The following is a 22,964-nucleotide window of genomic DNA, read 5'->3' on the forward strand; positions in this document are numbered from 1 at the left end:
GTTCCAGGGAAAGGAGAAATAATTAGCCTGACATGAGGTTTTCGTCGTCGCTTAACAATCCCTAAATCTTGATTTTTATCGTCGGCAAAATACTTAACTAGGTCAGAAGCTAATCCTTTTTGATAGGCCACAGAAAAATGATACATCCCCCGATAAATCATTTCTAATGAAACCCGTTCAATTGGTACTCCTAATTCATCGGCAACCGCATCCCCTAAATCTACTAAAACCGCATAAAATAGCCAAGTAGCCCAGATTTGTAGCTTGATTCCGTTTAAGGAACCAGTCCATAAATAGCTGAGATTTAGTAATCTTTTTACTAGACAAAATGCCTCTTCTATTCGCCAGCGTCTTTGATATAAATCTGCTACTACATAGGGTGGCAACACTTCGGGTTCTTGGACACTTGTCAGATAAGAACGCCAGGAACTCTTGGAGCGAATCTGTACTAATCTTATAGTCAAAGCTGGTGTCTTTTTTGTCCCTGCACCTATTTTAATTATCTGGTCTTTGATATCATAGGTATTTGTTAATACCCGCTCTACCTGATAAGATGCACCTTTCTTGATTCGAGTGATAAATCCAATTTCTTGAGAAATGAGTTTTGACCAAAAAGCGAAGTGATAGAAGCCTCGATCCAATAATAGTAAGGTTTTCGGCTTAACTGTTTTTAGTAAATCTTCCTCCCAATTAGTATCTGCTTGTTTCGGATTTGTCCAAAACCAAATTTCTTCTGGAAGATGAGTTACTAGGTCTATTATTACTCCCATTTTTCCGGCTAATTGACCAATTGGCACATCTGATAAACTTTCGAGTTTACGAAATAATGCTTCTAATGTTGAGCCATCTGCTATCCAGATATTTTAAAAGTTTTTTAAGGCAAATTGTACGCTATCCGGTAGTGCTCTTGATTTTCTCATCAACCATTTCCGACGAAAATGAGGCAGTAATTCTTTAAATACTTTTTCAAATAAAACTGCGGTCAAAGTTAAAAATATGAGTGACAATGCTTGTTGGCTAATTTCTTGTGGCTGACACCATAAAAATCCTTCTCTATTTAATAATCTGGTTAATTCTGTTACTCCTGCTACGTCTCGCCATAATAAACTGGCGGATTGCTGCCATCATTAATGGTAGTGTCAGAATCCTATCTCTTAGATTTAGTTGGCGATAAAAAGTTTTTTGGGCCGCCATTGCCGGAATTAATAAATCTTCCAGGTGATTCGCGATCGCTTCATTTTCTACTTGGGGACGATTTTTTTTCTTTGCATGATCTCGGTTGATGCGTTTTTTGCTAGTCATAACTGGTTCAATTATGGCTCAAATGCTTGCCTGACAAAGGTTTCATCCTATTTTACCTTTCTTTTGTATACCCCTTGACAATTGGCACTTTTTCTTAACTTGTCACAAATGGATGACGGATCCTTTCGACCATCACAATAGTCCGAAGACCTGCCCATTGTTCTTGCTTATAAAGTCCTCCTAAAGATGCAACTGATACCGCCCAGACTTTTCTGGTTTCGATGCGATGATGTTCCTTTTCTGTTCGGGAATCATAGCTCACTTCAATTCCCATGAATTTCTGAGTTCTTGCGATATTAAACCAGTCTTTTACGTGATTATAAAGAGTAGGATGATTGCTTTTTAATGCCAGGACATAATCCGCTTTTTTCTGACGAATAAGTCGCACAATTTCGGTTTGAGTTCCCATCGCATCAATGGTGATAATCGCTCCCGTAATGTCGATTAATTCTAGCAAGGCAGGGATAGCTGTGATTTCATGATTAATGGTCTTCCACTTTGACTTGTCCGAGTACCAAACGCTGTTCACTCGCCCAAGCTGTCACTAAATGTAGGTTTTTTAAACCTTTTTCAGGCGTCATAAGAGCCTCGTAAACTTTTTCCATCTATCGGGATAATTTCTGATGAAACTGAACCCATAATTTTTTGAAGCCATTGGGATAACTTCTCTTCTAATATTTTAGGGTCTAACCTTTCAAATACAAGGGCGGAATGTGTCATCGCTCGGAATTCCATTGGGTAATTCTAAAAATTCCTCTAACCATTCTTGCTTACTGAGTCCGTAATTTTCTATGTCTTCCCATCCATCGGCTCCGGCGATTACAGCTAATATGCTGATGATGAGAATGTCTTTAAGTAAGTGTTGTTTGGTTCTGTCTACTCTGGGATCTTGTATGTTATCAAAATAAGTTGATAAGCTCGCTTGTAAATGTTCGACGGATATTAGTTGAGTCCGATTATTCTGCTTCTTTGATTTTTGGGTTGGCGAAACAGGAGCAAATCCTTTTTTCATTGACTTTTCCTCACCAGTCATGACGCATGATTAAGAAACATTATATAACCACTAATCACTAATGCCAAATCGTATAAATTGCCCTTTTTGTCAAGTACAATTTATACCAAATTAGATGAGCTTACCCTGTAAACTTAGCCAAACATGAACTTTCTAGTTGTCATTCATCTGCCAAATCTTTTGTGTTTTCTATGGCTTCTTATAAACGTCTGGAATTCAATAAGCATCTACTTTCTACCTTTATTGATAAGTTAGATCTAGACCCGGATTTGATTTTAAATCACCCTAACCTTCCTTCAGTCTTGTCTTATGGTACTTTGGCTGCTTAAAAACTGTCCGGAGTATTGTTACAACAAATGCTAGGGATTAGTCAACCCCAAAAGAAGTTTTTAATCACATTATTCTCAACTATTTTGCTGGCCGTTTGGCTTGGTCAACTTCACGAATCTCAGTCGTTATAGCTGTTTGAGTGAAAAAACCTACCGTCCTCACTTTCTCAAAAGCTTTAACTTTCCACAATTTAATCAATATTTTCTCGCGTGTTGCTTTAAACCCTGACCACACAATTATTGCTGTTATTGATTGTTCTTTTTTAAGAAAAAGCGGCAAACAAACTGATGGCAAGGCTTATTTTTATGTAAGGATTCAGGTCAAAAAAGACTTAAGTGGCGGCATCTGGTAAAATAAAGGTAATGAAAAAGCCCACAGCCACCAGACAGAAGGAAAAAACCGAAATAGAGCAGTTGAGCCAAGCTGAACTGGTAGAAATGGTACTGGGGCTGCAAAAAATCATTGCAGAATTGCAAGAAAAACTAGCTATTGCTACGGGAAAAAGTCGAACCACCAGTCAAACTTCATCAAAACCTCCATCAACGGATCTACTCCAAAAACCAGAAAAACCAACAGTCAAACCAGAAGCAGACCAAAAAAAGAAACCAGGTGGACAACCAGGTCATCAGGGCAAAACCCGAAAAGGGTTTGGACGAGTAGACAGAACCGAAATTAGCTCACCCGACATCTGTCTCAATTGTGGCAGTCAAGAATTAAGTGAAGTAATTAACATCCACTCTCAGCAAGTAGCAACTCTAGTGGCGCAACCAATTGAAGTCGTCGAATATCAGACACAATCGTGTAAATGCCTAGAATGTGGTGCTGTAGTTAGAGGAGAACCACATCAGGGAGTGGTTCCTTGACTTGACTTAAGTGTTAATCTGCAAGCACCCGGCGTCTGGCTAGGTAATTATGGGCATCTTTCCTACTCCAAGCTGACGCTCGCTTTTGTGGGAACTCGGCAGGATTGAAGTGGGAGTAGGAACATTGCAAAAAACCAATCAACGAGTAGCAGCAGCAGTAAAGCCAGCTATCAAAGCACTGTGGGAATGGGCACCTTTACAATCAAACGTTCATGTAGATGAAACCCTAAGAGTCTGTAGTTTAGACTAAAAAATGATTGCAGCCAAAAGTGGCTACCTTTGAATATCCGGCAAGCTGTTACTCAAAAACTCAAGAGGGAGAAGATTAAATAACTAATCTTGAAGACTTTTTACGTCGGGAAACCCGTTTTTTCACAGTGGGATATCGCGGTGCTACCGTCCGTACCCTTCCTTTTTCCCAACCGGGGGATTTTCCCCTATGTTTAGGCATTTTTGCGGGAGTACCAATGTCAACTAAAAGCGAAAACATTGATTGGGCAACACGTCCAGGGGTTAAATTGATAGTAGCAGATTGCCTGCAGAAGTCTATTCTCGATCACTAAATCTCTGGCCAACCAGAGTTGCCAACTCATCAACGGCATTAAATCACTCCAACGCTCCGATTGTTCAGGAGTTCTTAAATTAGGCAATGTCCAATGCAATCGTTGCTTGGCAAACCTATACCAATGATCGACTCCAAAGCGTCGTAAATATTTGAACCAAACAGTTTCGCTTAGGGAGAGTTCGTTCTCCCACCCAAGCCAACCATAAGGGTGGAAACGGCTGACCGTTTGACATGGGCTTCATTCTTTCCACCAGGATTAAATTGATTGGATGTTCGGCCGCACGATAAAAATGCAAGTCAAGCCATTGTCTGACTCGGACTTGTCCCAACTCTGGATCTTCGTCAATTTCAATCGCAGTATCAGCTTCGAGCCATGTGCTTGGGTCATTGAGTCTCATTTTTTGCCCATGTTTGGGTGGTCTACCGCGACCACTATAGGCTGGTGGTGCTGACCATAAGCAGGCATTCTTTCGGACTCTCATTAAGCAATCAGCTTGAATATCTGCTTGCGCTAATACCCAGGTTGCATTGCCATATTCTCGATCCAAAACTGCTAAAACTGGGTTGACGCTTTGTTCACAGACAAGTTTGAGTTGAGAAGCTGCTTGAAGTATGGGTGAAGACCCACTACTAATTCTTTCATGGAGCAGGGGTAATGCCCAACTTCAAGAGTGCTTCAGGTATCCAGGCAATGGTACTGTACCCCTGTCCAATAATTACGCCCCCCTGATATTCATGGGTTCTGTCTTTTAAGGTTTTGGCATCTCGTCGAGCCCATGCAGTGTGGTCAATTGCTACTAATATGTGTTCTGTTGGGGGTGCTTCTTTCTGTAATTGCTCTCCATACAACTCCATCAGTTTTTTTCGGTCTGGTCTACAGTCTTGTAAGGCTTCATAAACGCTCGGCCATTGACGATTGAATAATGGATTGAGGGAAAATTCCGCTAAACACGACACATTCGGAGTGGTCATCACTGCATCCATGAGCTCGAATGTCGCATCCTTGGCTTGCACCAATAATTCGTATGCTGCTCCCAGGAAAGTCCTTTAATCGTTCACTGTTCATTTAAGGAGTGGATAGGTTTTGTTTTCACCCTCATTTTCTCCTGGCGCGGTGGCTTTAGTTCTTCTTTTGCCACCGTTCTCATCTTTGGTTAGTCTAAACTACAGTTTTGAGCTGCTTCTAACGCAATAGTTGTGAATATTTCCGTAACTCCTGCCAAATATAATTTATCTAATACTCTGCCCAAACGGTCATCATTGAGATGCGATGCTTGAATCCCTGCTCTAAGTAAATGTTCTATTGCTTTTCCTTCAAAAAATTTAGAAAATAAATATAATGGGGCGGAAACCATCCCTAATCCATTGATAATCATGGCTTTGACTACCAGGCCGGGACTGACTATTTCGCCCGGTTGTTCGCCTACTAATTCATTGATTTTTTGGACAATTCCTATTTCATCAATTAGACCAGCTATCAATCCCAGATGATCGAGGTTTTCTACTTTCATCTCAGATGCTTTCTGCATGGGCTGCTAAATCCTAATTTGAGCGTTCATCGCTCTCGCCAGTTTACACTATTCTTGGTGATAATTGGCTATGGTTGCGATCTGAATTAATGCCTTTTCGTGATCGTTCCGGTTACGAATACGTCATAAACTGGGTTTTTACCCCTCGCAATTTTAACTCATATCAGATTTAACTCATGCCCTCACTTCTCTTGTCAGGAATTTTTAACGCTCATGATGGGAGTGTGACCGAAATTATTGAGTATTTTTTACTCACGCTTTGTCTCGGATGATTCACTTTTACCCCTCCATCCGCCTATGTGCCAGTTGAGGGTGCGGAATGTGGGTTCAAACCTGTCGTTTTCAAGCTCGTTCAGTAATGGCTTTTTTCCGTGAGGCTATGAATGCCCATTCTTGTGACTTGGCTATGCCGCTCGCTCATTCCCCTTTTTCAGACCTGAATCCTTACATTTTTATAATGATGTAGCTGGTAAATCGGAACGGGCGTAATCGGTCGTCCGCTCATTCCCGTTAAGCAGCCATTGGCCACGGCGTTGTTTCCACTAAACTACGATAAGGATATAAGCGTTCATGTTGATTCTGGATGCGAAACTTAATAAACTTATCCCAATCTCTATTGAGATAGGTGCTGCGTAGCTCTAACATCGCCTGTGCCCCCCTGAATTGTCCAGCGCATACCAGCTCGTTCCGGTCGGTCTTTAACAACATGCCGACAAGCGCCTTCAATAACTCCAGAAGCAATGGGATACCCGCTGCCAAGTAGATATCATAGCGCATCCGATTTTTATTATTTTCAAAGTAGTTTATGAGTTTTTGCAGATATTCCTGTTTCTGACCTTTGAAGCGACGATTTTTGGCCATTTTTTGCCAAATTTCTATCATTTCACCAACCTTTCCTTGAAGAGTTAGCAACACATAGTCTTTGACCAAAGCGATAGCATCGTTACTATTTGGTTCACAGAACAAGTGAGCTGCCGTCCAGATGCGGGAGGTGACGTGCAACAAGTCAAGAATCTCAAGGCGATTTGATTGAGTTAGGGATCTGACAGACTGTTCCCACAAAGATGCTTGCCCATCCATCAAGACCACTAGAGTCTTAATAGCTTGGGGATTTCGTTGCTTAATTTCACAGGTCATCCAATCAAATATTACTTGAGTAGCCTTAATCACTTCACCATCTCGTTCAGTATTCAGGCTGGCTCTCAAGTATTTGTGTTGCGGCTTGAGTCGGGATTTTTCCCGATGTTTTTTCTCAGAAGATTGACGGGGGTCTCTAAATAAAGATTCTACGATTTCTTGGCTGAGTTCTTGGCATCGGATCTATACTGTAAACTGTTCCAACTATAGCCATTTTTTTACGGTTCGGTTTGGGCCCTGAACGGGGGCGATGCTCTAAAATCGCAGGTGAGTCAGCATTCATGCGGATAGGAATTCCTTTCCCATCAGCACTCGCTACAATAAACTGGCCTTCTTCGGCTGGTGAGGGAATTGGCTTAGTTTCCCAAAAAGATGCAACATCAGCCGCCATTTGACGAGTCATCCGCTCTAAACTATCAGTCGATTGACTCAATCCTAAAATCTTTTCAAGGGTTTCATTGACTTGATTATAAGGGGTCTCTACAGCCAACGACTGATTCCAGTCTTGGAGCAGATAAGAAAATTTACTTTCCGGCAATTGTAAGCGGGTATCTAAAGGGACAAAAACTATTTTTTGTCCTTCACGACTCCCATAGACAACTCGTTTTAATTGGAATGCGCCAAACAAAGATTGATAATCGCGTTGATGAGGGGTTGATAAGCGCTTGACTTCTTTCCCATCCGGTAAGGTGAGCTTTTCACCCATATCTCCGTCCCCACAGAGGGCGAAAAACATCCCCAGAGTCTGATGACCTAATTGCAATATCCGTGACCAGACTTCCTGTTCTACTTGATGAGTAGCAACGGCTGTGGTGGCTGCTGTATGTACATAAGTAGTTAAGCAAAATTAATTACATAATTATCTCCAAATTCTTTAAGAATTTTTTCGACAGATGAAACAAGAGCTTGCCAGCTAGAGTAGGCATCTATTTGGAGCCATTCATATTTGATAAACCGCCACAAAATCTCAATTAAATTCAATTCAGGTGAATAAGTCGGGAATTCAAATATAGTTAAACCGCGTTCTTGCCATTCTTCAAGTTTCTCGAAAATGGCATTGCTAATATGAATAGAAGCTTGATCTACTACAATAAATGTTGGCCGCTCCACCACAGCAAAGAAAGTATCTATACAGGCTATGATTACATCAGAATTAATAGTCTGCTCTGAAACATAAGCATGAAGAGTATTTTGTGGATTCATGATTTCCAAGACATTTAAACGCTTAGTTCTACGACTCTCAATTGACAAATATTCACAATATATTGCCATCCATAAGGGAGACAAGGGATGCCACAGAATTCGGATTCATCTAAATAGTATAAATCAATTTTTTCCTCATCTTCTAGTTGTTTTAATTCGGACAATTTTTCTGTTTTTTCCTTGTATTCTATGGGATCTGGCTTGCCACCAACACCTCGACGCATCCTATGCCAACTCATACAAAGTTTGTTAATTATTCTCTTAATAGTTTCCGTACTGATATTAATATCCTATTCTTGTTTAATATTTTGCACTACTTGCTTTAATTGTCTTGGCTCCAATTTTACCCAGTCTCTAATTTGAGCTGATTGTGCGGCATCAAAAGTTTTTTTTCTGCCTCTACCTGGTTTATTGTATAATCCGACCCTTCCCTCATATTCCCATCGATTCAACCAGTTATACATCAATACGGTTCAGTTAAGGCTCAAACCGTGGTAAATTAGGTATGGTGTCCACAAAAGGAGAGCAAGTTAACGTGCATCTCAAAGAATTCTCATTAGTATCTCCCAAAATCCCAAGTAAGGAGATATTCAAGGCCATAGAGATAGCAATTCCAGCAAGTGCCATCGAACAAGCTATTGCGAAAACAAATGTTGAAGAGAAACGTCATCGTGTCCTGCCAGCACAACTGGTAGTGTGTCTGGTAATCGCCATGAGTCTGTGGTCAAAAGATTCAATGCGGGAGGTCTTAAAAAATTTAATTGATGGTCTTAATGAAGCATGGATAAAAATTGGTAAATATTGGCGATTTCCCTGTAAATCGGCAATTACTCAAGCCAGACAAAGATTAGGAGCGGGCGTGATGAGACAGTTGTTTCATTCCTTAGTACGACCAATGGCTACAGTTGAAACAGTAGGAGCTTTTATCAACGAACTCAGAGTCGTAGTGATAGACGGAACCTGCTTAGACCTCCCGTCTGGGTGATGAAAATGCCAGAGTTTTTGGTCGTCCAGGTAGCCGTCCGGGTACGAGAGCGGCGTTCCCCAAAGCTAGATTAGTGATTTTAGTAGAGGCAGGAACACATTTAATATTTGATGCCTTAATGTGTCCATATAAAATAGGAGAAAGAGTAAGAGCGTTAAAATTGTTACGCTCAGTGGCAGAGGGAATGTTATTGATGTGGGATAGAGGTTTACATTCTTACGCGATGGTAGAAGCCACATTCAGTAAAGGTTGTGAGTAGAAGAGTGCGAATTCCATCCAACGTTAAATTCTTAAACGAAACACAACTAGATGATGGTTCATATTTAAGTTGGATTGATCCATCTGGCAAGTTAAGAAAAAAAGGATTTAAGCCAATACAAGTAAGAGTAATTGAGTACACAATTGAGCATCCCGAACGCCCCGAAGCACAAATTAGATATCGTTTAATTACCAGCTTGTTGGACGCGGAAAAATTTCCTGCCCAGTTCCTTGCCTGTGAATATCATCAACGTTGGGAAGTTGAGAATACGATTGATGAACTGAAAGTACATTTATTAGGAAGAAAAACTCATATTCGTTCTCAAAAGCCTCTTGAGGTGGTACAAGAAATTTATGGTTTACTACTAGGACATTGGGCGGTAAGGTCATTAATTTTTCTCTTCAGTAAGCAGCGCATGTGTTTCACCATTGCGTCTTTCTTTTACTGGAACACTACGAGTTATTCGTCGCGCTCTCCCAAAATTTCAGCGGTTACAACCACAGGAACTTCCTTTTTTTTTAATTGGTTAACTTTGGAGATTCTCGATCAAGTTCTACCTGAAAGGGCTCAGAGAAACAACCCCAGAGTCGTGAAAAAACCTGTCTCAAAATTTCGGTCTAAATAAATTAAACACAGAGGTACTGGAATCATAATGAATCCTCCTGTATTTATTGTTTTAAGCACTGCATAGCCTTAACTGAACCGTATTGAGTTATACATAGTCTTATAACTAACTTGAAAAATTTTCATCAAGTTTTCATTTTTGACACCTTGTGAAACTAAGATTAAAAAATGTGCTTGCTAGGCGCACTTGATGATGTCTGCTTTCGCGATAAATTCGGTTTAGCAATTTCAAGGAAAGTGGATTAACATCTCGCATTAAAAACATATAAAACGTCTCTAAGTACAACGTAATAACTTTATTATATCATATTAGTTGTTTGTGTAATTAATTTTGTTTAACTACTTAATTTCGTAGACTGTCAAATTGCTTCGTTAAGCCTTCTAGGTGGACAAATATCTCGTCGTTCGGCATCCTATTCATTAGTGGGTTTTCTCAGAAGTGTTGATGTTTAGGTTTGGTTAACTTTATGTCATACCTCTGAGAGCGCCTATTGGCAACCCCCCGCAGGGGGTTGCTTTTTACAGATTGCTTACTAGAGATTACAGATTGGTAACTAGAGCGGCGGAGCGGTTACGCCCAATCGGAACAGGGGTGGGAAATTTCTGTAATTTCTATTGTCGAAATTGAGACTCGTTTATCTTATAGCTTAAGCGTACAACAAACTCCGTCACGCCCTCAAATAAAACCCGTGAAAAAACTGCCCAAAAACCCGAAGAATAACAGCTCAAAAAAATCTCGCAAAAACCCGGACTCTCAAAGCTCAAAGCCTGACATCACAAGAGTTGATGACTCTGCACAACATTTGAAGAATACTCGTTATTTTTTCCCCACTTCTGTACGTCCAAATGGTGGCTGATGGCTATTACTATCGCTCTAAATTCTGGGAGGCTGTGCGGGACTTAAATTTAGACTTTATTGGCAAGTTAAGAAGTGATGCTAACCTACGCTATCTCTATACAGGTGAACAAAAGAAGCAGGGATCTCCACGTAAATATGATGGTAAGGTTGACTGCCATGATTTGAGTCGTCTTAATTTTGTTAAAGACCTAAAACCCGGAGTTTCATTATATACATTGAAGGTGGGTCGTTGTTGTTTAAATTGCCCAATTTGTTTGGTTTGTATCTCTGAGGTTCAAGCCCACGGCAAAATCAAAAATGCTTTATTGTTTAGCACTGATATTCACCTACCACCTGAGCAAATTCTTGAATATTATCAGGCTCGTTTCCCGATTGAATTTATCTTTGGTGATGCCAAGCAATTTACGGGATTGTCTGATTGTCAAGCTCGTCATTTACCACGGCTTGATTTTCATTTTAATGCCAGTCTAATTGCCCTAAACTTAGCTAAAGATGAACTCTCTAGTTGTCATTCATCTGCCAAATCCTTTGTGTTTTCTATGGCCTCTTATAAACGTCTGGAATTCAATAAGCATCTACTTTCTACCTTTATTGATAAGTTAGATTTAGACCCGGATTTGATTTTAAATCACCCTAACCTTCCTTCAGTCTTGTCTTATGGTACTCTGGCTGCTTAAAAACTGTCCGGAGTATTGATATTGCATCTCCTCTACTTTTAGCCTACATTTAGTGTACCTTCATAGTGAATTGGTATTACTTGATTGCTGACAACAAGTGATGCTGGAAAAGTGATTCAATGCACGAAAGAATTCCTGATTACATTCTTGTTAGCTCTCAAACATATTGATGCTTAAACTCCTCTTGGGGTGGTGCGCCCCAGGCGCACCCCCTGAACGGTTACTAATTATGAACTCAATGTTGTATCCAGAAAGTAAAAAGTCACCCTCTAAAAATTGTTTTAAACTGCTTAGGCAGGCCCAGCCAGCGTGAGTTTTATGTCAAAATTTTAAGAAAGATACGCGCTCCAGTTAAATCGGTTAAAATCAACGTTTAATGAGCGCGAATTTTTTAGAATAACCGACATATTTTTTTTAAGATTCATTATCAATCAATAATTTACATGGACTTTTGCAAGAGGTCTTATGAGTAAAAGCGTGTATCTAAAAAAAAATAGGCTAGCTATATTTCACAGCGCCTATCTCAATCAAAATTTTAATGGCTCCCCGCAACGCCGTCTTACCTCAGCTTTTGACCTGGTATTTTACCAGGTGGGTACCGTTGGCTCGGACTTAAAGTTTCTGGGTACAAGCCCAGTTTACTTCTTCGTCTGCTCCGGCTTCTGGTAAGAGCTGGAGACGGACTTAAAGTTTATGGGTACAAGCCCAGTTTACTGCTGTCCAAACATCTTGATTCCCGAGAGTTAAGAGTTATAGATCAAAAAAACATTATTGGCAGTCACCAACGTCGCAGTAGAACCTTTATTTAATATATACCAACTAACCAGATTTTGGCAACCTTCGAGCAATTTAACTTGCATACCAGATGGATTCTACGGTTTGAGCGATCGCCTCCGCTGACGATCGCCCCTGAGCCACCAAGTCCGCGTCGAGCACAACTGTAACGTGACCGAGTTTGCGGCCCGGACGCGATACTTTCTTACCATACCAATGGACAAAAGCACCGCTAATTTGTGCCAGTTGTTTTCTTTTTGCTAAATAATCGGACTCAGCCGACTCGTAGCCCAGCAAATTTACCATGACAGCGCCTGCACATTTCAGAGCCGAATTACCTAAAGGCAGTTGACAAACAGCACGCAAATGCTGTTCAAATTGTGAAGTTTCACAGGCATCGATCGTAAAATGTCCCGAGTTGTGGGTACGGGGTGCAATTTCATTGACTAACAGCTTATTATCAGCGGTTAAAAATAATTCAATGCCGAATACGCCGACAGCTTCTAAGCTGTTGAGGAGAGTGCGGGCGATCGCACAAGCTTCAGTTTTCACATCTAAACTAATATCAGCGGGCGCAATCACCACATGACAAACCTGATTTTGCTGCTGAGTTTCCACTATCGGATAAATCGCAATTTCGCCAGTTGCCGATCGAGCAGCAATCACAGCCAACTCGCGATCGAACGGCACAAACTCTTCCACTAGCAAAGACTGACCCTTGAGCTTAGCACGAATTGACTCAAAACTCCCCCGATCATTAACAATAAAAGTACCTTGGCCGTCATAACCGTGGCGGCGAACTTTGACGACAAAGGGAAAGTCGATCGACCCAGCATCCGAGTCTCCTTCCATCTGCACGCTGTCGGAAACAGAAATTGCCGGAAAGTCGATCGCCACCGCCTTAAACAATTCCGGGGGCAAATCCGCGCTGCCATCCCATTCCCAAAACCTCGGAGTTGGCAAACCCAAACCTTGTAAATAACAGCGTTGAACGTACTTATCCAACAAAGGAGAAAGCGACGACAAACTCGGCTGAAATAACACACCTTGCCGTTCTAGCGGCCGCAAACCATCCAAATTCACAAACTCATTTTCAAAAGTAATAACATCGCAGCCAGCAGCCAATTGAGCCGTAGCCAAAACATCATCAACAGCCGCCAAAACAGCACCAGCAGCAACAGAAACTGCCGGGTCAGTAGCATTAGGAGTTTGTACTACCAATTCAATACCGAGTGCCCTAGCAGCATCCCCCATCATCGAAGCTAGCTGGCCGCCGCCGACAACGCCCACCCGCTTAAATTTGGCAGACGAACTCGCAGCGGTTTGATTTGATTTCATGTGAGTAAAATTCCGCAGAGTCAACCTGCCTATCTTATCGCTATTTGCCCCCGGATGAATTACAGTAATTGAAGAGTTCAAAGCCAAAAAAGAGTTTTAATTGCATGATTAAATCGAGGCCGAACCCAGCAAAATAGGGCTGCTAAAGTCTTTAATTATTGCACGCTCCCAGCCATTGAGAAACAGCCGTCGAAGCCCACTCCTCCAGAAAAGTGCCACATCTAGCAATTCCCTAGCGCCAAGCATGGCATAATTGACAGCACTGCAAAAAGCAGATAGACAGATGCCAACACTGAAAATCAGACATTCAGGGAACAAAATTTATAGGTGAGGATACTGTGAAAGTTTTAGTTGTGGGAAACGGAGGTCGCGAACACGCGATCGCAAAAAAACTGCTAGAATCTACGCGGATTAAACAAGTATTCTGCGTACCGGGCAACGGCGGCACAGCTACCACCCCAGGCTGTCAGAATCTGTCGCTCAACATCGACGACTTCCAAGGCATCGAACGCTTTGTGATGGTCAACAACATCGGATTAGTCATCGTCGGCCCCGAATTGCCCCTATCGCTAGGCATCGCCGACTATTTCCAACAGCGAAAAATGATGATTTTCGGCCCCACCAAAGCCGGCGCCCAAATTGAATCCAGCAAATCCTGGGCCAAAGAACTGATGCTCGAAGCAGGCATCCCCACACCCAAAGCTGCCGTATTTACAGACGCAGAAGCAGCAAAAGCATACGTTCTGGAACAAGGAACCCCAATAGTCATCAAAGCAGACGGACTCGCATCAGGCAAAGGAGTCACCGTTGCCACCACCGTCAAAATGGCTCACAGCGCCATCAACACCATTTTCCGAGGCGAATTCGGCACAGACAACATCCGAGTCGTCGTCGAAGAATTCTTAACAGGTCAAGAAGTCTCGATTCTCGCCCTCACCGACGGCATCACAGTAGAACCATTGCTGCCGGCCCAAGACCACAAAGCTATCGGCGAAGGCGACAAGGGAGCCAACACCGGGGGTATGGGAGCCTACGCCCCAGCGCCCATCGTCACCCCGGAACTCATGGAAAGGATTCAAGAAGAAATTCTCGAACCCACCCTCGCAGCACTGCAAAAACGCAAAATCGACTACCGGGGTGTACTCTACGCAGGTTTAATGATTACGCCCGAAGGAGAACCCACAGTCTTAGAATTCAACTGCCGTTTCGGAGACCCCGAAACTCAAGCGGTTTTGTCGCTTCTGGAAACTCCTTTAGAAGATTTGGTGCTGGCCTGCTGTCAGCAGCGTCTCGGTGAATATTCTATTCGCTGGAAGTCGGGGGCCTCTGTTTGCGTAGTTTTGGCTTCTGGAGGCTATCCTGGAAGTTATCAAAAAGGCAAAGTTATTACAGGTATCGAGGAAGCTGAAGCCAAAGGAGCAGAAGTGTTTCACGCCGGCACCCAGTTGAAGCACCAGGAGTTGGTGAGCGACGGCGGCCGGGTTTTGGGCGTCACTGCGACAGGAGAAACTTTGGAACAAGCTATTTCCAAGGCTTATGCAGCAGTGGATTGCATCCAATTTGAAGGGGTCTACTGCCGCCGGGACATCGGTCGCCGAGCTCTGGGCGATAAAAATTAGGAATTGCGACATCGGCCGCCATCCGAAAGCCAAGCAATCTCAATGTAGAAATGTAACAATGAAGTTTGGTATCTCTGCGGTGGCGGTAGCGGACAAGTCGCAGCAGAAAATTCGATCGGGAGCCAACGGAATTGATCTTGCTTTTAATATTGAACGGGTGAACTGGTGAAATGCTGGCCATACTAAACAAAATCGGAGAAATTATTGCCCGCTGGTGGTCGGATTTTACCCTCCAGACCCGCCTGATGGCCGGTGCTACCCTCGTAGTGTCGTTAATTATGAGCGGCCTGACATTCTGGGCCGTCAATACTATCCAGCAAGACGCCCGACTTAACGATACTCGCTACGGCCGAGACCTCGGCCTGCTGTTGGCGGCAAATGTGGCGCCGCTCATTGCCAAAAACGATCGCTCCGAAGTCGCCCGCTTTTCCCGCCAATTTTACAGCAGCACCTCCAGCGTCCGCTATATGCTTTATGCAGACGAAGCGGGAGATATTTTCCTGGGGATACCATTTTCGGAATCGGAGGTGCAAACTTCCCTGACGCTGCGCCGCCAGATCAAACTTCCCGATAATTTTCTCGCCGATATTGAAGCGAGAAATTTAACTTCTTTGCCTTTGGTACGGCAGCATTTGACGCCAGATGGAGAAGTGACCGATGTGTTTGTGCCGTTAATTCATGAAGACAAATATTTGGGAGTTTTGGCGATCGGCATTAACCCCAATCCCGCAGCCGTTATCTCTTCAAATCTGACTAGGGATGTCACTTTAGCAGTATTTGTCACTATTTGGGTGATGGTAATTTTGGGAGCTGTATTTAATGCCCTGACAATTACTCAGCCGATCAAACAATTAGTCTTCGGGGTTAAAAATATCGCCAGCGGGAATTTTAAGCAGCGAGTTGACCTGCCTTTAGGGGGAGAATTGGGCGAGTTAATTGGCAGTTTTAATGAAATGGCCCAGAAACTCGAAAGTTATGAAGAACAAAATATTGAAGAGCTGACAGCGGAAAAAGCTAAGTTAGAAACTTTGGTATCAACGATTGCTGATGGCGCGCTTTTATTAGACGCAAATTTGCAGGTGATTTTAGTTAATCCGACGGGGATGCGGATTTTTGGATGGGAAGGCAAAAATGCGCTCGGAGTAAATGTTCTGAACATTTTGCCTTCGGAAGTGCAGCAGGAGTTGGGGAGACCGTTGCAGGAAATAGCTGCGGGCGATCGCGACGGCGGCGAATTTCGCATCTCTATGAGCCAACCAGTTAACCGTACAATTCGGATTGTTTTAACTACAGTCATTCTGCACAAAGCGCCCGGTGCTGAACCGCTGTGCAGAAGCTGCATCCGCCATGAGGAAGATACCTGTACTGAGCCACAACGCCCGGTAGCTGTAGAGTGTACTTTCTACGAGCAAACCTCCAAGCATCAAGGTTCAGGGAATTACCGAGAAAGTCTCAAAGGCATTGCAATGACAGTGCAGGACATCACTCGGGAAGTAGAACTAAATGAGGCTAAAAGCAATTTTATCAGCAATGTTTCTCACGAATTGAGAACACCTTTATTTAATATCAAATCTTTTATCGAGACTCTTCACGAGTACGGAGAAGACCTTCTAGAAAGCGAGCGCAGGGAATTCCTAGAAATTGCCAATCGAGAAACCGATCGACTAACTCGTTTAGTTAACGACGTGTTAGACTTGTCGCGGCTGGAATCCTGCCGAGTTTATCACTTGGAGGCTGTTGACCTCCCGCAAGCTGTGGAACAAACCCTGCGGACTTATCAGTTAAATGCTAAGGATAAAGGCATTGAATTAGAGCAAGAAGTTGACCCGTATTTGCCACCTGCGTTAGGTCATTACGATTTGTTACTGCAAGTATTTGCAAATTTAGTAGGAAATGCCTTAAAATTTACTCAGTCCGGCGGCAAGGTGGCAATTCGAGCGTATTTGCTAGAGTCGGAGGCGCCCACCCACAAAGACGGCCAATCCGGGAACCAAAACTTGTCACCGGATGCCCAACATTTTCCGGTAGTGCGGATCGAAATTTCTGATACTGGAATTGGCATAGATCCTGAAGACCAACAAGCAATCTTCGATCGCTTTTTCCGGGTAGAAAACCGAGTACACACCCTAGAAGGAACGGGATTAGGTCTTTCTATTGTCAGAAACATTATTGACAAGCACCACACTAAAATTAATTTAGTTAGCGAAGTTAATGTGGGTACGACTTTCTGGTTTGACTTGGCAGTTTATCAGCCGAAACACACAGTAGAGATGGAAAATTCTTGGCCCGTGGAAGCAACGGTGGAAAGTGAAACAATTGCGAGTCATATTAAGTAAAGAGGACTTACCCACAGCCTTCTACATATAGCGTTTGGTAGGGGCAATCCCCCGTGGTTGCCCCTCTTCATAGGATGGTTGCGTAAGTTCTGGTAAATTAACCCTATTCAACGTCAAACCCGATGGCTATTAGAACCCAGACTTCTTAAAGAAGTCTGGGTTCTGGGTGTTCGGTTTTTTTAGGTGTGTCTACTGAGTTATCATTGGAGTTTAGGCTAAACGGTACGATCGCACTCAAGCCTCCCGATTAATCAGCCTGACCCAATGCTGACATCATCAGTGTGGATTATCTTTAGCTGTCGTATCTAAGCTCAATTTTACCGATAAAACTACATACCAACACCAATAAGTACCAACCCCAAATAATCCCCCCTCTGTCAAATTAGTCATTAGCATAAATGTTAATAGATACAAAGGCAAAGCTGACTCGGGAAAACTTTCTTTAACTAGGTACTTTATACCTCTAAATATATTATTAATAAATGACAAAATCAACAACAACAATCCGCCCCAACCCAGTTGGCAAAGAATATCTATAAAACCATTGTGAGAGTGGGGTGGCACAAAACCAGTTTTAGCTACTATAATTCCGTAAGCTGGGTTTTCCAAGCCACGCCAAGGCTGCCAAAATCCTGCCACCCCATAACCAAATATGGGATTATTTTGATTAACTCGATCAATAATTAAAGGCCAAAAATCGGTTCGACCCGTTAAAGTCATATCTTTTCCCAAACCATCCACAACAATAGCCTCTAAATTATTTAACACCAAAATACTTATACCTATACTACCCACCAAAAATAAGATAAAGCAGACAAAAGCCCATTTTACAGGTAATTTTTTTAAGAGGGCTAAATAACTCCACAAACTGATTAATACCACTGTCAAAATCCGACTAGCACCACTACAACCTTTTTGCAATGCTACTAAAGCTATTAAAGTTATAAATAAGGATAAATAGCGATATTTACGGTCTTTAACAGCATATAAAATCCATAAGGAAGCTGTATTAGCCATTTGAAAAGAAAAAGGGTTTTTATGGCCTAAAACTCCCGACCAACAACCGTCGAGACCGGGATTTGGTTTCACAACTACCCATAAGGCCAATAAACCACTTAGCCATCTCAATAATCCATAAATGTCCACCCAACTATACTGTTTCCCTACATAAATAGAAACCAGTGTTACTCCCCAAATAGCCAAACTAGCCCGGAAAGAAATTTCAGGAGTTTGTGACCACAACCCTGATAAAGTCATCAGCAACAAAAAAACACATAAAAAAGGGTCTCCTGAAATTTCTTTAATGGCTACATAAACTAACTTTTTGGTAGTTTTAGTTAAGCGGGGAAATATCATTAATATCATGGCCCCATAAATGGCTATTTGACCAATCATCGTTGGGGGTGTAGTTTCTAAGTTGGAGAAAACGTTAGGATGAAGTTTGGTAAAGGGCATGGCTATGATACCAGATCCACCAGTTATGGTAAAAAAAAGTATCCCCACAAAAATCTTTTCTAAGGTGGCAGCAAATTTGGGATGGCGTGCGACTAAAATATAAATAGTCACACAGACGATAAGCGTTAAACACAATAGCATCAACCCAAACATCGGTACCCTTAAAATATCTTTCATGGCTTTACCTCTATCATCAAATTTGTTACTACCTATGAAATGGCTTACCCTTCCTGCCTTACAAGTGCCACTGCTGGCGCTGGTACTCACTCTCTCCTACCCTCAAACCAACTTCGCTCAGTCCCCAGCCCCCCCAATAAGTATTAATACTGATTACTATCTAGGTGGTGGAGACAATATTAGAATTGATATCTACGATCTGCCCCAGCTTAGTGGGGTGTATCAAATTCCCGCTGGGGGAGCTATTCAAATCCCGGTTATTGGTAGTGTTTCCCTTCAAGGATTAACTTTAGAACAGGCAGCCCAAGCTATCACTAGAGCTTATGGCCGGGTCGTAAAAAGGCCTATAGTTACCATCAGCTTACAAGCTGCCCGCCCGCTCAATATTTGGTTGTCGGGTGAAATAAGTCGTCCCGGATCCTACTCATTGCCCCTAGCTAATGGAGGTGGAAATACACCATCAGTTCAGTTTCCCACGATCCCTCAAGCTTTAGAAAAAGCTGGCGGTATTCGAGCTAGCGCTGATATCCGCCGAGTAATTGTCCGACGTCGTGTCAAGGCTAACCAACAAATAACTCTCACTTATAACCTGTGGGATTATTTACAAACGGGTCAAACAAGCCAAGACATCACGTTGCGAGATGGAGATCAAATCTTGGTTCCCCCTCAAGAAACAATTAATTTAGCAGAAACAAATCAAGTTAGTGAATCTACTTTTTCTATACCAGCAGAGCAACCCCGTAGTGTCTCAGTATTCGGAGAGGTAAAGCGTCCCGGTAGATATGTAGCGCTCGGTGGTGATACCCAAAATGGTCAAAGAACCAGCGGACAACCGACCATCATTCGAGCTCTACAACTAGCTGGTGGCATCACATCAATCGCTGATATTCGGCAAATCCAACTCCAACGTTATACTAGAAATGGCAAACAACAAATCCGCACTATTAACCTTTGGCAATATTTGCAAGAACAAGATACCTCTCAAGATACTATACTACAAGAAGGGGATATCATCTTTGTCCCGACAGCGACGGCGATCGACCCTGGAGAAGTTTCGGTTCTAGCTACTGCTAGCTTTGCACCGGGGACTGTGCAAGTGAGTGTTATCGGAGAAGTCAATACTCCGGGTGGGCTCAAATTACCTCCTAATACTACCTTAAATCAAGCAATTATGAGTGCGGGGGGTTTCAGACTAACTCGTGCTAACTCTAGATCCGTGGAACTGATCAGGCTGAATCCTAATGGAACTATATCCCGATCGGAAGTAGCAATTAATTTGAATCAAGGAATCGATGCTCAAACCAACCCACTGATTCAAGATAATGACATAATTATAGTGGGACGTTCGAGGACTGCTACCTTGGTAGACACCATTAACACTGTTCTCACACCCGCTGGTAGTATTATTGGTGGACTTCTCGTTCCCACCCGACTAATAGAGCTACTGAGACTCTTAGGAAATTAGGAATTTCATAACATTTTTGCTATGGATAAAAAACTGTTGTCTTCCCTCAAGAATGACCTTAATGGTCAATATTTGTCAGTTCCCTCGGCTAATTACCTAGCTAGTACCCCAGCAGAGGATGACCAAGTTCTTGATATGAATTGGGTACTAGCTGTCGTCAAACGTCGCCTTCTGGTGATGGGCATAGTAGCTGCCAGCATAGCTACTTTAAGCGGTAGTTTCGTGCTCATGGCTGCCAAACAATCTATTAACGAGTATGAAGGAAAATTTACAGTTTTAGCAGAACCCATTACGGCTGACGATCGGCTATCAAAGCTCTTGGTTCAAGCTCAAAATAATAGTTTAGGTATCACAGACTTGAACAAAATTAAATCATCAGCGGAAGACGGTTCCTCGGTGGATTATCAAAGTTTAACGCGGGTTTTAAAAAGCCCAGAAGTTTTACTACCCTTAGTTAATAATTTGCAGAAAAAATATCCAAAGTTTGACTATAAAAATCTCAACAAGCGATTGACAATCGAACGTGTTACTTTCTTGAAAGATGGGAAGCAGGGGGCTACTAAACTCCTAAATATTAGCTACCGCGATCGAGATCCAAAGCGCATCCAATATGTGCTGGATGAAACTGCAAAATATTACCTAGAATATATGGGCAAACAGCGTTTAAAAGTTAGCCAAAAAAGTATTGATTTTATCGATCGCCAAATGCCACCACTCCAGCAGAAAGTTGATAACTTGCAACAAGAATTACAAATGTTAAGAGTTCAGTATAACTTTAATCAACCAGAACTACGCAGCCGCAGCCTATCAGATCAGCTAGATAATTTAACTAATCGTCGCCTAGAAGTGCAAGGACAACTGGCAGAAAGTAGGCTTCAATATGAAAGCTACAAAAAAAGAGCGTTAACGGGCGATAATCGTTGGATTGTTGATATTAGCCCGAAATCTTATGAAAATTTAATTAGCAAAGTAAATGAGATAGAGGCGCAATTAGCTTTAAGCTCTACTCAATTTTATGAAAATAGCCTTCCCATTCAATCTTTGCGGGAAAAGCAGCAAAGTTTGCGTGAGTTAATGAAAAGAGAAGCTGATACTGTCCTCTTGCAGATGCAATCACAACTAAAACAGTTGGAAGCTCGCGAGCGAGTGATAACTAATAGTCAAAACTTACTGCAAGCAAAAATCACTCAGATGCCCCAAGCTCAACGTCGCTATGATGACCTACAATTAAAACTAGAACTAGCTAAGGATACTCTCAAACTCTTCCTCGAAAAACAAAAAGCTTTACAACTAGATGCTGGTCAAATTGATGGCTCTTGGCAAATTATATCTAAACCACAGTTAGTCACAAACGAAAATGGTGAGTTCCAGCCAGTAACAGAAAAACCAACCCGTCGCCACCTAGCAATCGCGATCGTTATTAGCACTTTACTAGGCATTGCTGTAGGTTTCCTAGTAGAAGTTTTAAATACTGTTTTCCATACTCCAGAAGAAATTAAATCAGCAACTAAACGCCCTCTTTTGGGAGTCATTCCGATCGCCAAAGCGATGAAAATTAAATCTCGGAGAGGTGAAAGTGTTCCACCTACATTCACTAGCGTAAGTTCAAATACTAACAGTGCAAGCTTAAAACGAATAATAGTTTCAAATTCCAAAGATTTTCCTGTGGTCGAGGCATTTCACTACTTATACACAAATATTCAATTATTAAATGCTGACAACCCAATAAGTTCTTTAACCATCACTTCGACTATTAAAGGTGAGGGTAAGTCCACTGTAGCACTTTATTTAGCTAAAACTGCTTCTGCTGTTGGTAAACGAGTATTATTAGTGGATGCTAATATGCGTTTGCCTCAACTGCACACATACCTTGGCTTATCAAATATCAAAGGTTTAAGTAATGTTTTAAGTTCGGATTTAAGCTTAAATGAGGCTATTCAGCGATTACCCGACGATGACAATCTTTTTGTCCTCACTGCAGGTACTATTCCCGCCGATCCAATTAAATTACTTTCTTCGAGAAAGATGCACTATTTAATGGAACAATTCCTAGCCTTATTTGATTTAGTCATTTACGATACGCCGCCTTTAATGGGTTTAGCAGACGGTCATTTACTAGCTTCTCAAACTGATGGTACAGTGCTGATAGTAAAAATAGAAAAAACCGATCGCGGTCTGGTAAGCAAAGCTTTAGATCAACTAAATGTGGCCGATTTTAAAGTATTGGGAGTAGTAGCTAATGGGGTCAAATAACGAATGCTAAAATGGAGTTAGATAGGGAAAGGAAGAAGTAAAACAATTGGAGATTTTTGATTGGCGAGAGGTATTAACTTACTAGATAAGCTGTTGTGCATCTAAATCGTATTTTTTGTGCGGGCTTTCTGGCCCACCCCACAAGAACTTTATCAAATTTTAGTTCACAGTTTAAATGTGCAACAGCTTAGGGGTTTGGAGT

17 protein-coding genes, 1 other RNA gene and 4 pseudogenes are annotated in these 22,964 nt (G+C 42.2%); 9 read left to right on the plus strand and 13 right to left on the minus strand.

Annotated elements, in window-relative coordinates; genetic code table 11:
* Window positions 1–1,302: pseudogene (locus QT990_RS04475) on the minus strand (IS4 family transposase); the annotation flags it as partial.
* Window positions 1,303–1,414: 112 nt separating this feature from the next.
* Window positions 1,415–2,314, minus strand: a pseudogene (locus tag QT990_RS04480) (ISAs1 family transposase); the annotation flags it as partial.
* Window positions 2,315–2,783: 469 nt separating this feature from the next.
* Between QT990_RS04480 and QT990_RS04485 the strand changes: the two are divergent.
* From QT990_RS04485 to QT990_RS04495, 3 genes are all read left to right on the plus strand, one after another.
* On the plus strand, window positions 2,784–2,996 hold the full coding sequence (locus tag QT990_RS04485; RefSeq protein WP_333145871.1) for a hypothetical protein: 213 nt from the start codon (window positions 2,784–2,786) through the stop codon (window positions 2,994–2,996).
* 10 nt (window positions 2,997–3,006) lie between these two features.
* The gene (locus QT990_RS04490) at window positions 3,007–3,507 is read left to right on the plus strand and encodes a DUF6444 domain-containing protein (protein WP_333145868.1); all 501 of its coding nucleotides are present in this window, start codon (window positions 3,007–3,009) and stop codon (window positions 3,505–3,507) included.
* A 109-nt stretch (window positions 3,508–3,616) separates the two neighbouring features.
* Entirely contained in the window at window positions 3,617–3,757 is a 141-nt protein-coding gene (locus QT990_RS04495; protein ID WP_333464979.1) for a hypothetical protein, read from the plus strand.
* Window positions 3,758–4,185: 428 nt separating this feature from the next.
* Here QT990_RS04495 and QT990_RS04500 read toward each other — a convergent pair whose 3' ends face one another.
* The 8 genes and pseudogenes from QT990_RS04500 to QT990_RS35760 form a co-directional block, all read right to left on the minus strand.
* Window positions 4,186–4,722, minus strand: a complete 537-nt coding sequence (locus tag QT990_RS04500) for a transposase (protein ID WP_333301036.1) — start codon at window positions 4,720–4,722, stop codon at window positions 4,186–4,188.
* Window positions 4,712–5,086, minus strand: coding sequence for a hypothetical protein (locus QT990_RS04505; RefSeq protein ID WP_333145864.1), 375 nt, complete (start codon window positions 5,084–5,086; stop codon window positions 4,712–4,714). The genes QT990_RS04500 and QT990_RS04505 overlap by 11 nt, the downstream gene beginning before the upstream one ends.
* 158 nt (window positions 5,087–5,244) lie before the next feature.
* A pseudogene (locus QT990_RS04510) lies at window positions 5,245–5,601 on the minus strand (DUF4277 domain-containing protein); the annotation flags it as partial.
* Window positions 5,602–6,111: 510 nt separating this feature from the next.
* Complete coding sequence (locus tag QT990_RS04515; RefSeq protein WP_333301034.1) at window positions 6,112–6,771, minus strand: hypothetical protein; 660 nt, start codon at window positions 6,769–6,771, stop codon at window positions 6,112–6,114.
* A gap of 103 nt (window positions 6,772–6,874) precedes the next feature.
* A complete protein-coding gene (locus QT990_RS04520) occupies window positions 6,875–7,444 on the minus strand; it encodes a hypothetical protein (protein WP_333145859.1) in 570 nt (189 codons plus the stop codon).
* A gap of 131 nt (window positions 7,445–7,575) precedes the next feature.
* A complete protein-coding gene (locus QT990_RS04525) occupies window positions 7,576–7,941 on the minus strand; it encodes a transposase (RefSeq protein ID WP_333145857.1) in 366 nt (121 codons plus the stop codon).
* 14 nt (window positions 7,942–7,955) lie between these two features.
* Complete coding sequence (locus QT990_RS04530; protein WP_333145855.1) at window positions 7,956–8,180, minus strand: hypothetical protein; 225 nt, start codon at window positions 8,178–8,180, stop codon at window positions 7,956–7,958.
* 51 nt (window positions 8,181–8,231) lie between these two features.
* On the minus strand, window positions 8,232–8,405 hold the full coding sequence (locus tag QT990_RS35760) for a helix-turn-helix domain-containing protein (protein ID WP_445252083.1): 174 nt from the start codon (window positions 8,403–8,405) through the stop codon (window positions 8,232–8,234).
* A 41-nt stretch (window positions 8,406–8,446) separates the two neighbouring features.
* Between QT990_RS35760 and QT990_RS04535 the strand changes: the two are divergent.
* Window positions 8,447–9,715: pseudogene (locus QT990_RS04535) on the plus strand (IS4 family transposase).
* A gap of 940 nt (window positions 9,716–10,655) precedes the next feature.
* Window positions 10,656–11,345: a transposase gene (locus QT990_RS04540; RefSeq protein WP_333145853.1), complete on the plus strand. Its 690-nt coding sequence runs from the start codon at window positions 10,656–10,658 to the stop codon at window positions 11,343–11,345.
* Between the two features lie 539 nt (window positions 11,346–11,884).
* Here the strand turns inward: QT990_RS04540 and ssrS are convergent.
* Together ssrS and QT990_RS04550 are read right to left on the minus strand one after the other, a co-directional pair.
* Window positions 11,885–12,144: non-coding RNA, 6S RNA (gene ssrS / locus QT990_RS04545), on the minus strand.
* A 50-nt stretch (window positions 12,145–12,194) separates the two neighbouring features.
* A complete protein-coding gene (locus QT990_RS04550) occupies window positions 12,195–13,457 on the minus strand; it encodes a 5-(carboxyamino)imidazole ribonucleotide synthase (protein ID WP_333145850.1) in 1,263 nt (420 codons plus the stop codon).
* A gap of 338 nt (window positions 13,458–13,795) precedes the next feature.
* On the opposite strand from QT990_RS04550, the gene purD reads away from it, so the two are divergent.
* Window positions 13,796–15,076, plus strand: a complete 1,281-nt coding sequence (gene purD, locus QT990_RS04555; RefSeq protein ID WP_333145846.1) for a phosphoribosylamine--glycine ligase — start codon at window positions 13,796–13,798, stop codon at window positions 15,074–15,076.
* Window positions 15,077–15,246: 170 nt separating this feature from the next.
* Window positions 15,247–17,412 carry an ATP-binding protein gene (locus tag QT990_RS04560; RefSeq protein ID WP_333145844.1) on the plus strand — a complete coding sequence of 722 codons (2,166 nt, stop codon included), beginning with the start codon at window positions 15,247–15,249 and terminating at the stop codon, window positions 17,410–17,412.
* A gap of 276 nt (window positions 17,413–17,688) precedes the next feature.
* Here the strand turns inward: QT990_RS04560 and QT990_RS04565 are convergent, their stop codons facing one another.
* A complete protein-coding gene (locus QT990_RS04565; protein WP_333145842.1) occupies window positions 17,689–19,044 on the minus strand; it encodes an O-antigen ligase family protein in 1,356 nt (451 codons plus the stop codon).
* 34 nt (window positions 19,045–19,078) lie between these two features.
* On the opposite strand from QT990_RS04565, the gene QT990_RS04570 reads away from it, so the two are divergent.
* Together QT990_RS04570 and QT990_RS04575 are read left to right on the plus strand one after the other, a co-directional pair.
* Window positions 19,079–20,509 (plus strand): SLBB domain-containing protein, encoded by a 1,431-nt coding sequence (locus QT990_RS04570; protein WP_333145840.1) that lies wholly within the window; start codon window positions 19,079–19,081, stop codon window positions 20,507–20,509.
* Between the two features lie 21 nt (window positions 20,510–20,530).
* Window positions 20,531–22,762 (plus strand): polysaccharide biosynthesis tyrosine autokinase, encoded by a 2,232-nt coding sequence (locus QT990_RS04575; RefSeq protein ID WP_333145837.1) that lies wholly within the window; start codon window positions 20,531–20,533, stop codon window positions 22,760–22,762.
* The last annotated feature ends 202 nt before the right edge of the window (window positions 22,763–22,964 follow it).

Source organism: Microcoleus sp. T3_B1, from assembly GCF_036700445.1.
Classification (GTDB): Bacteria; Cyanobacteriota; Cyanobacteriia; order Cyanobacteriales; family Microcoleaceae; genus Microcoleus.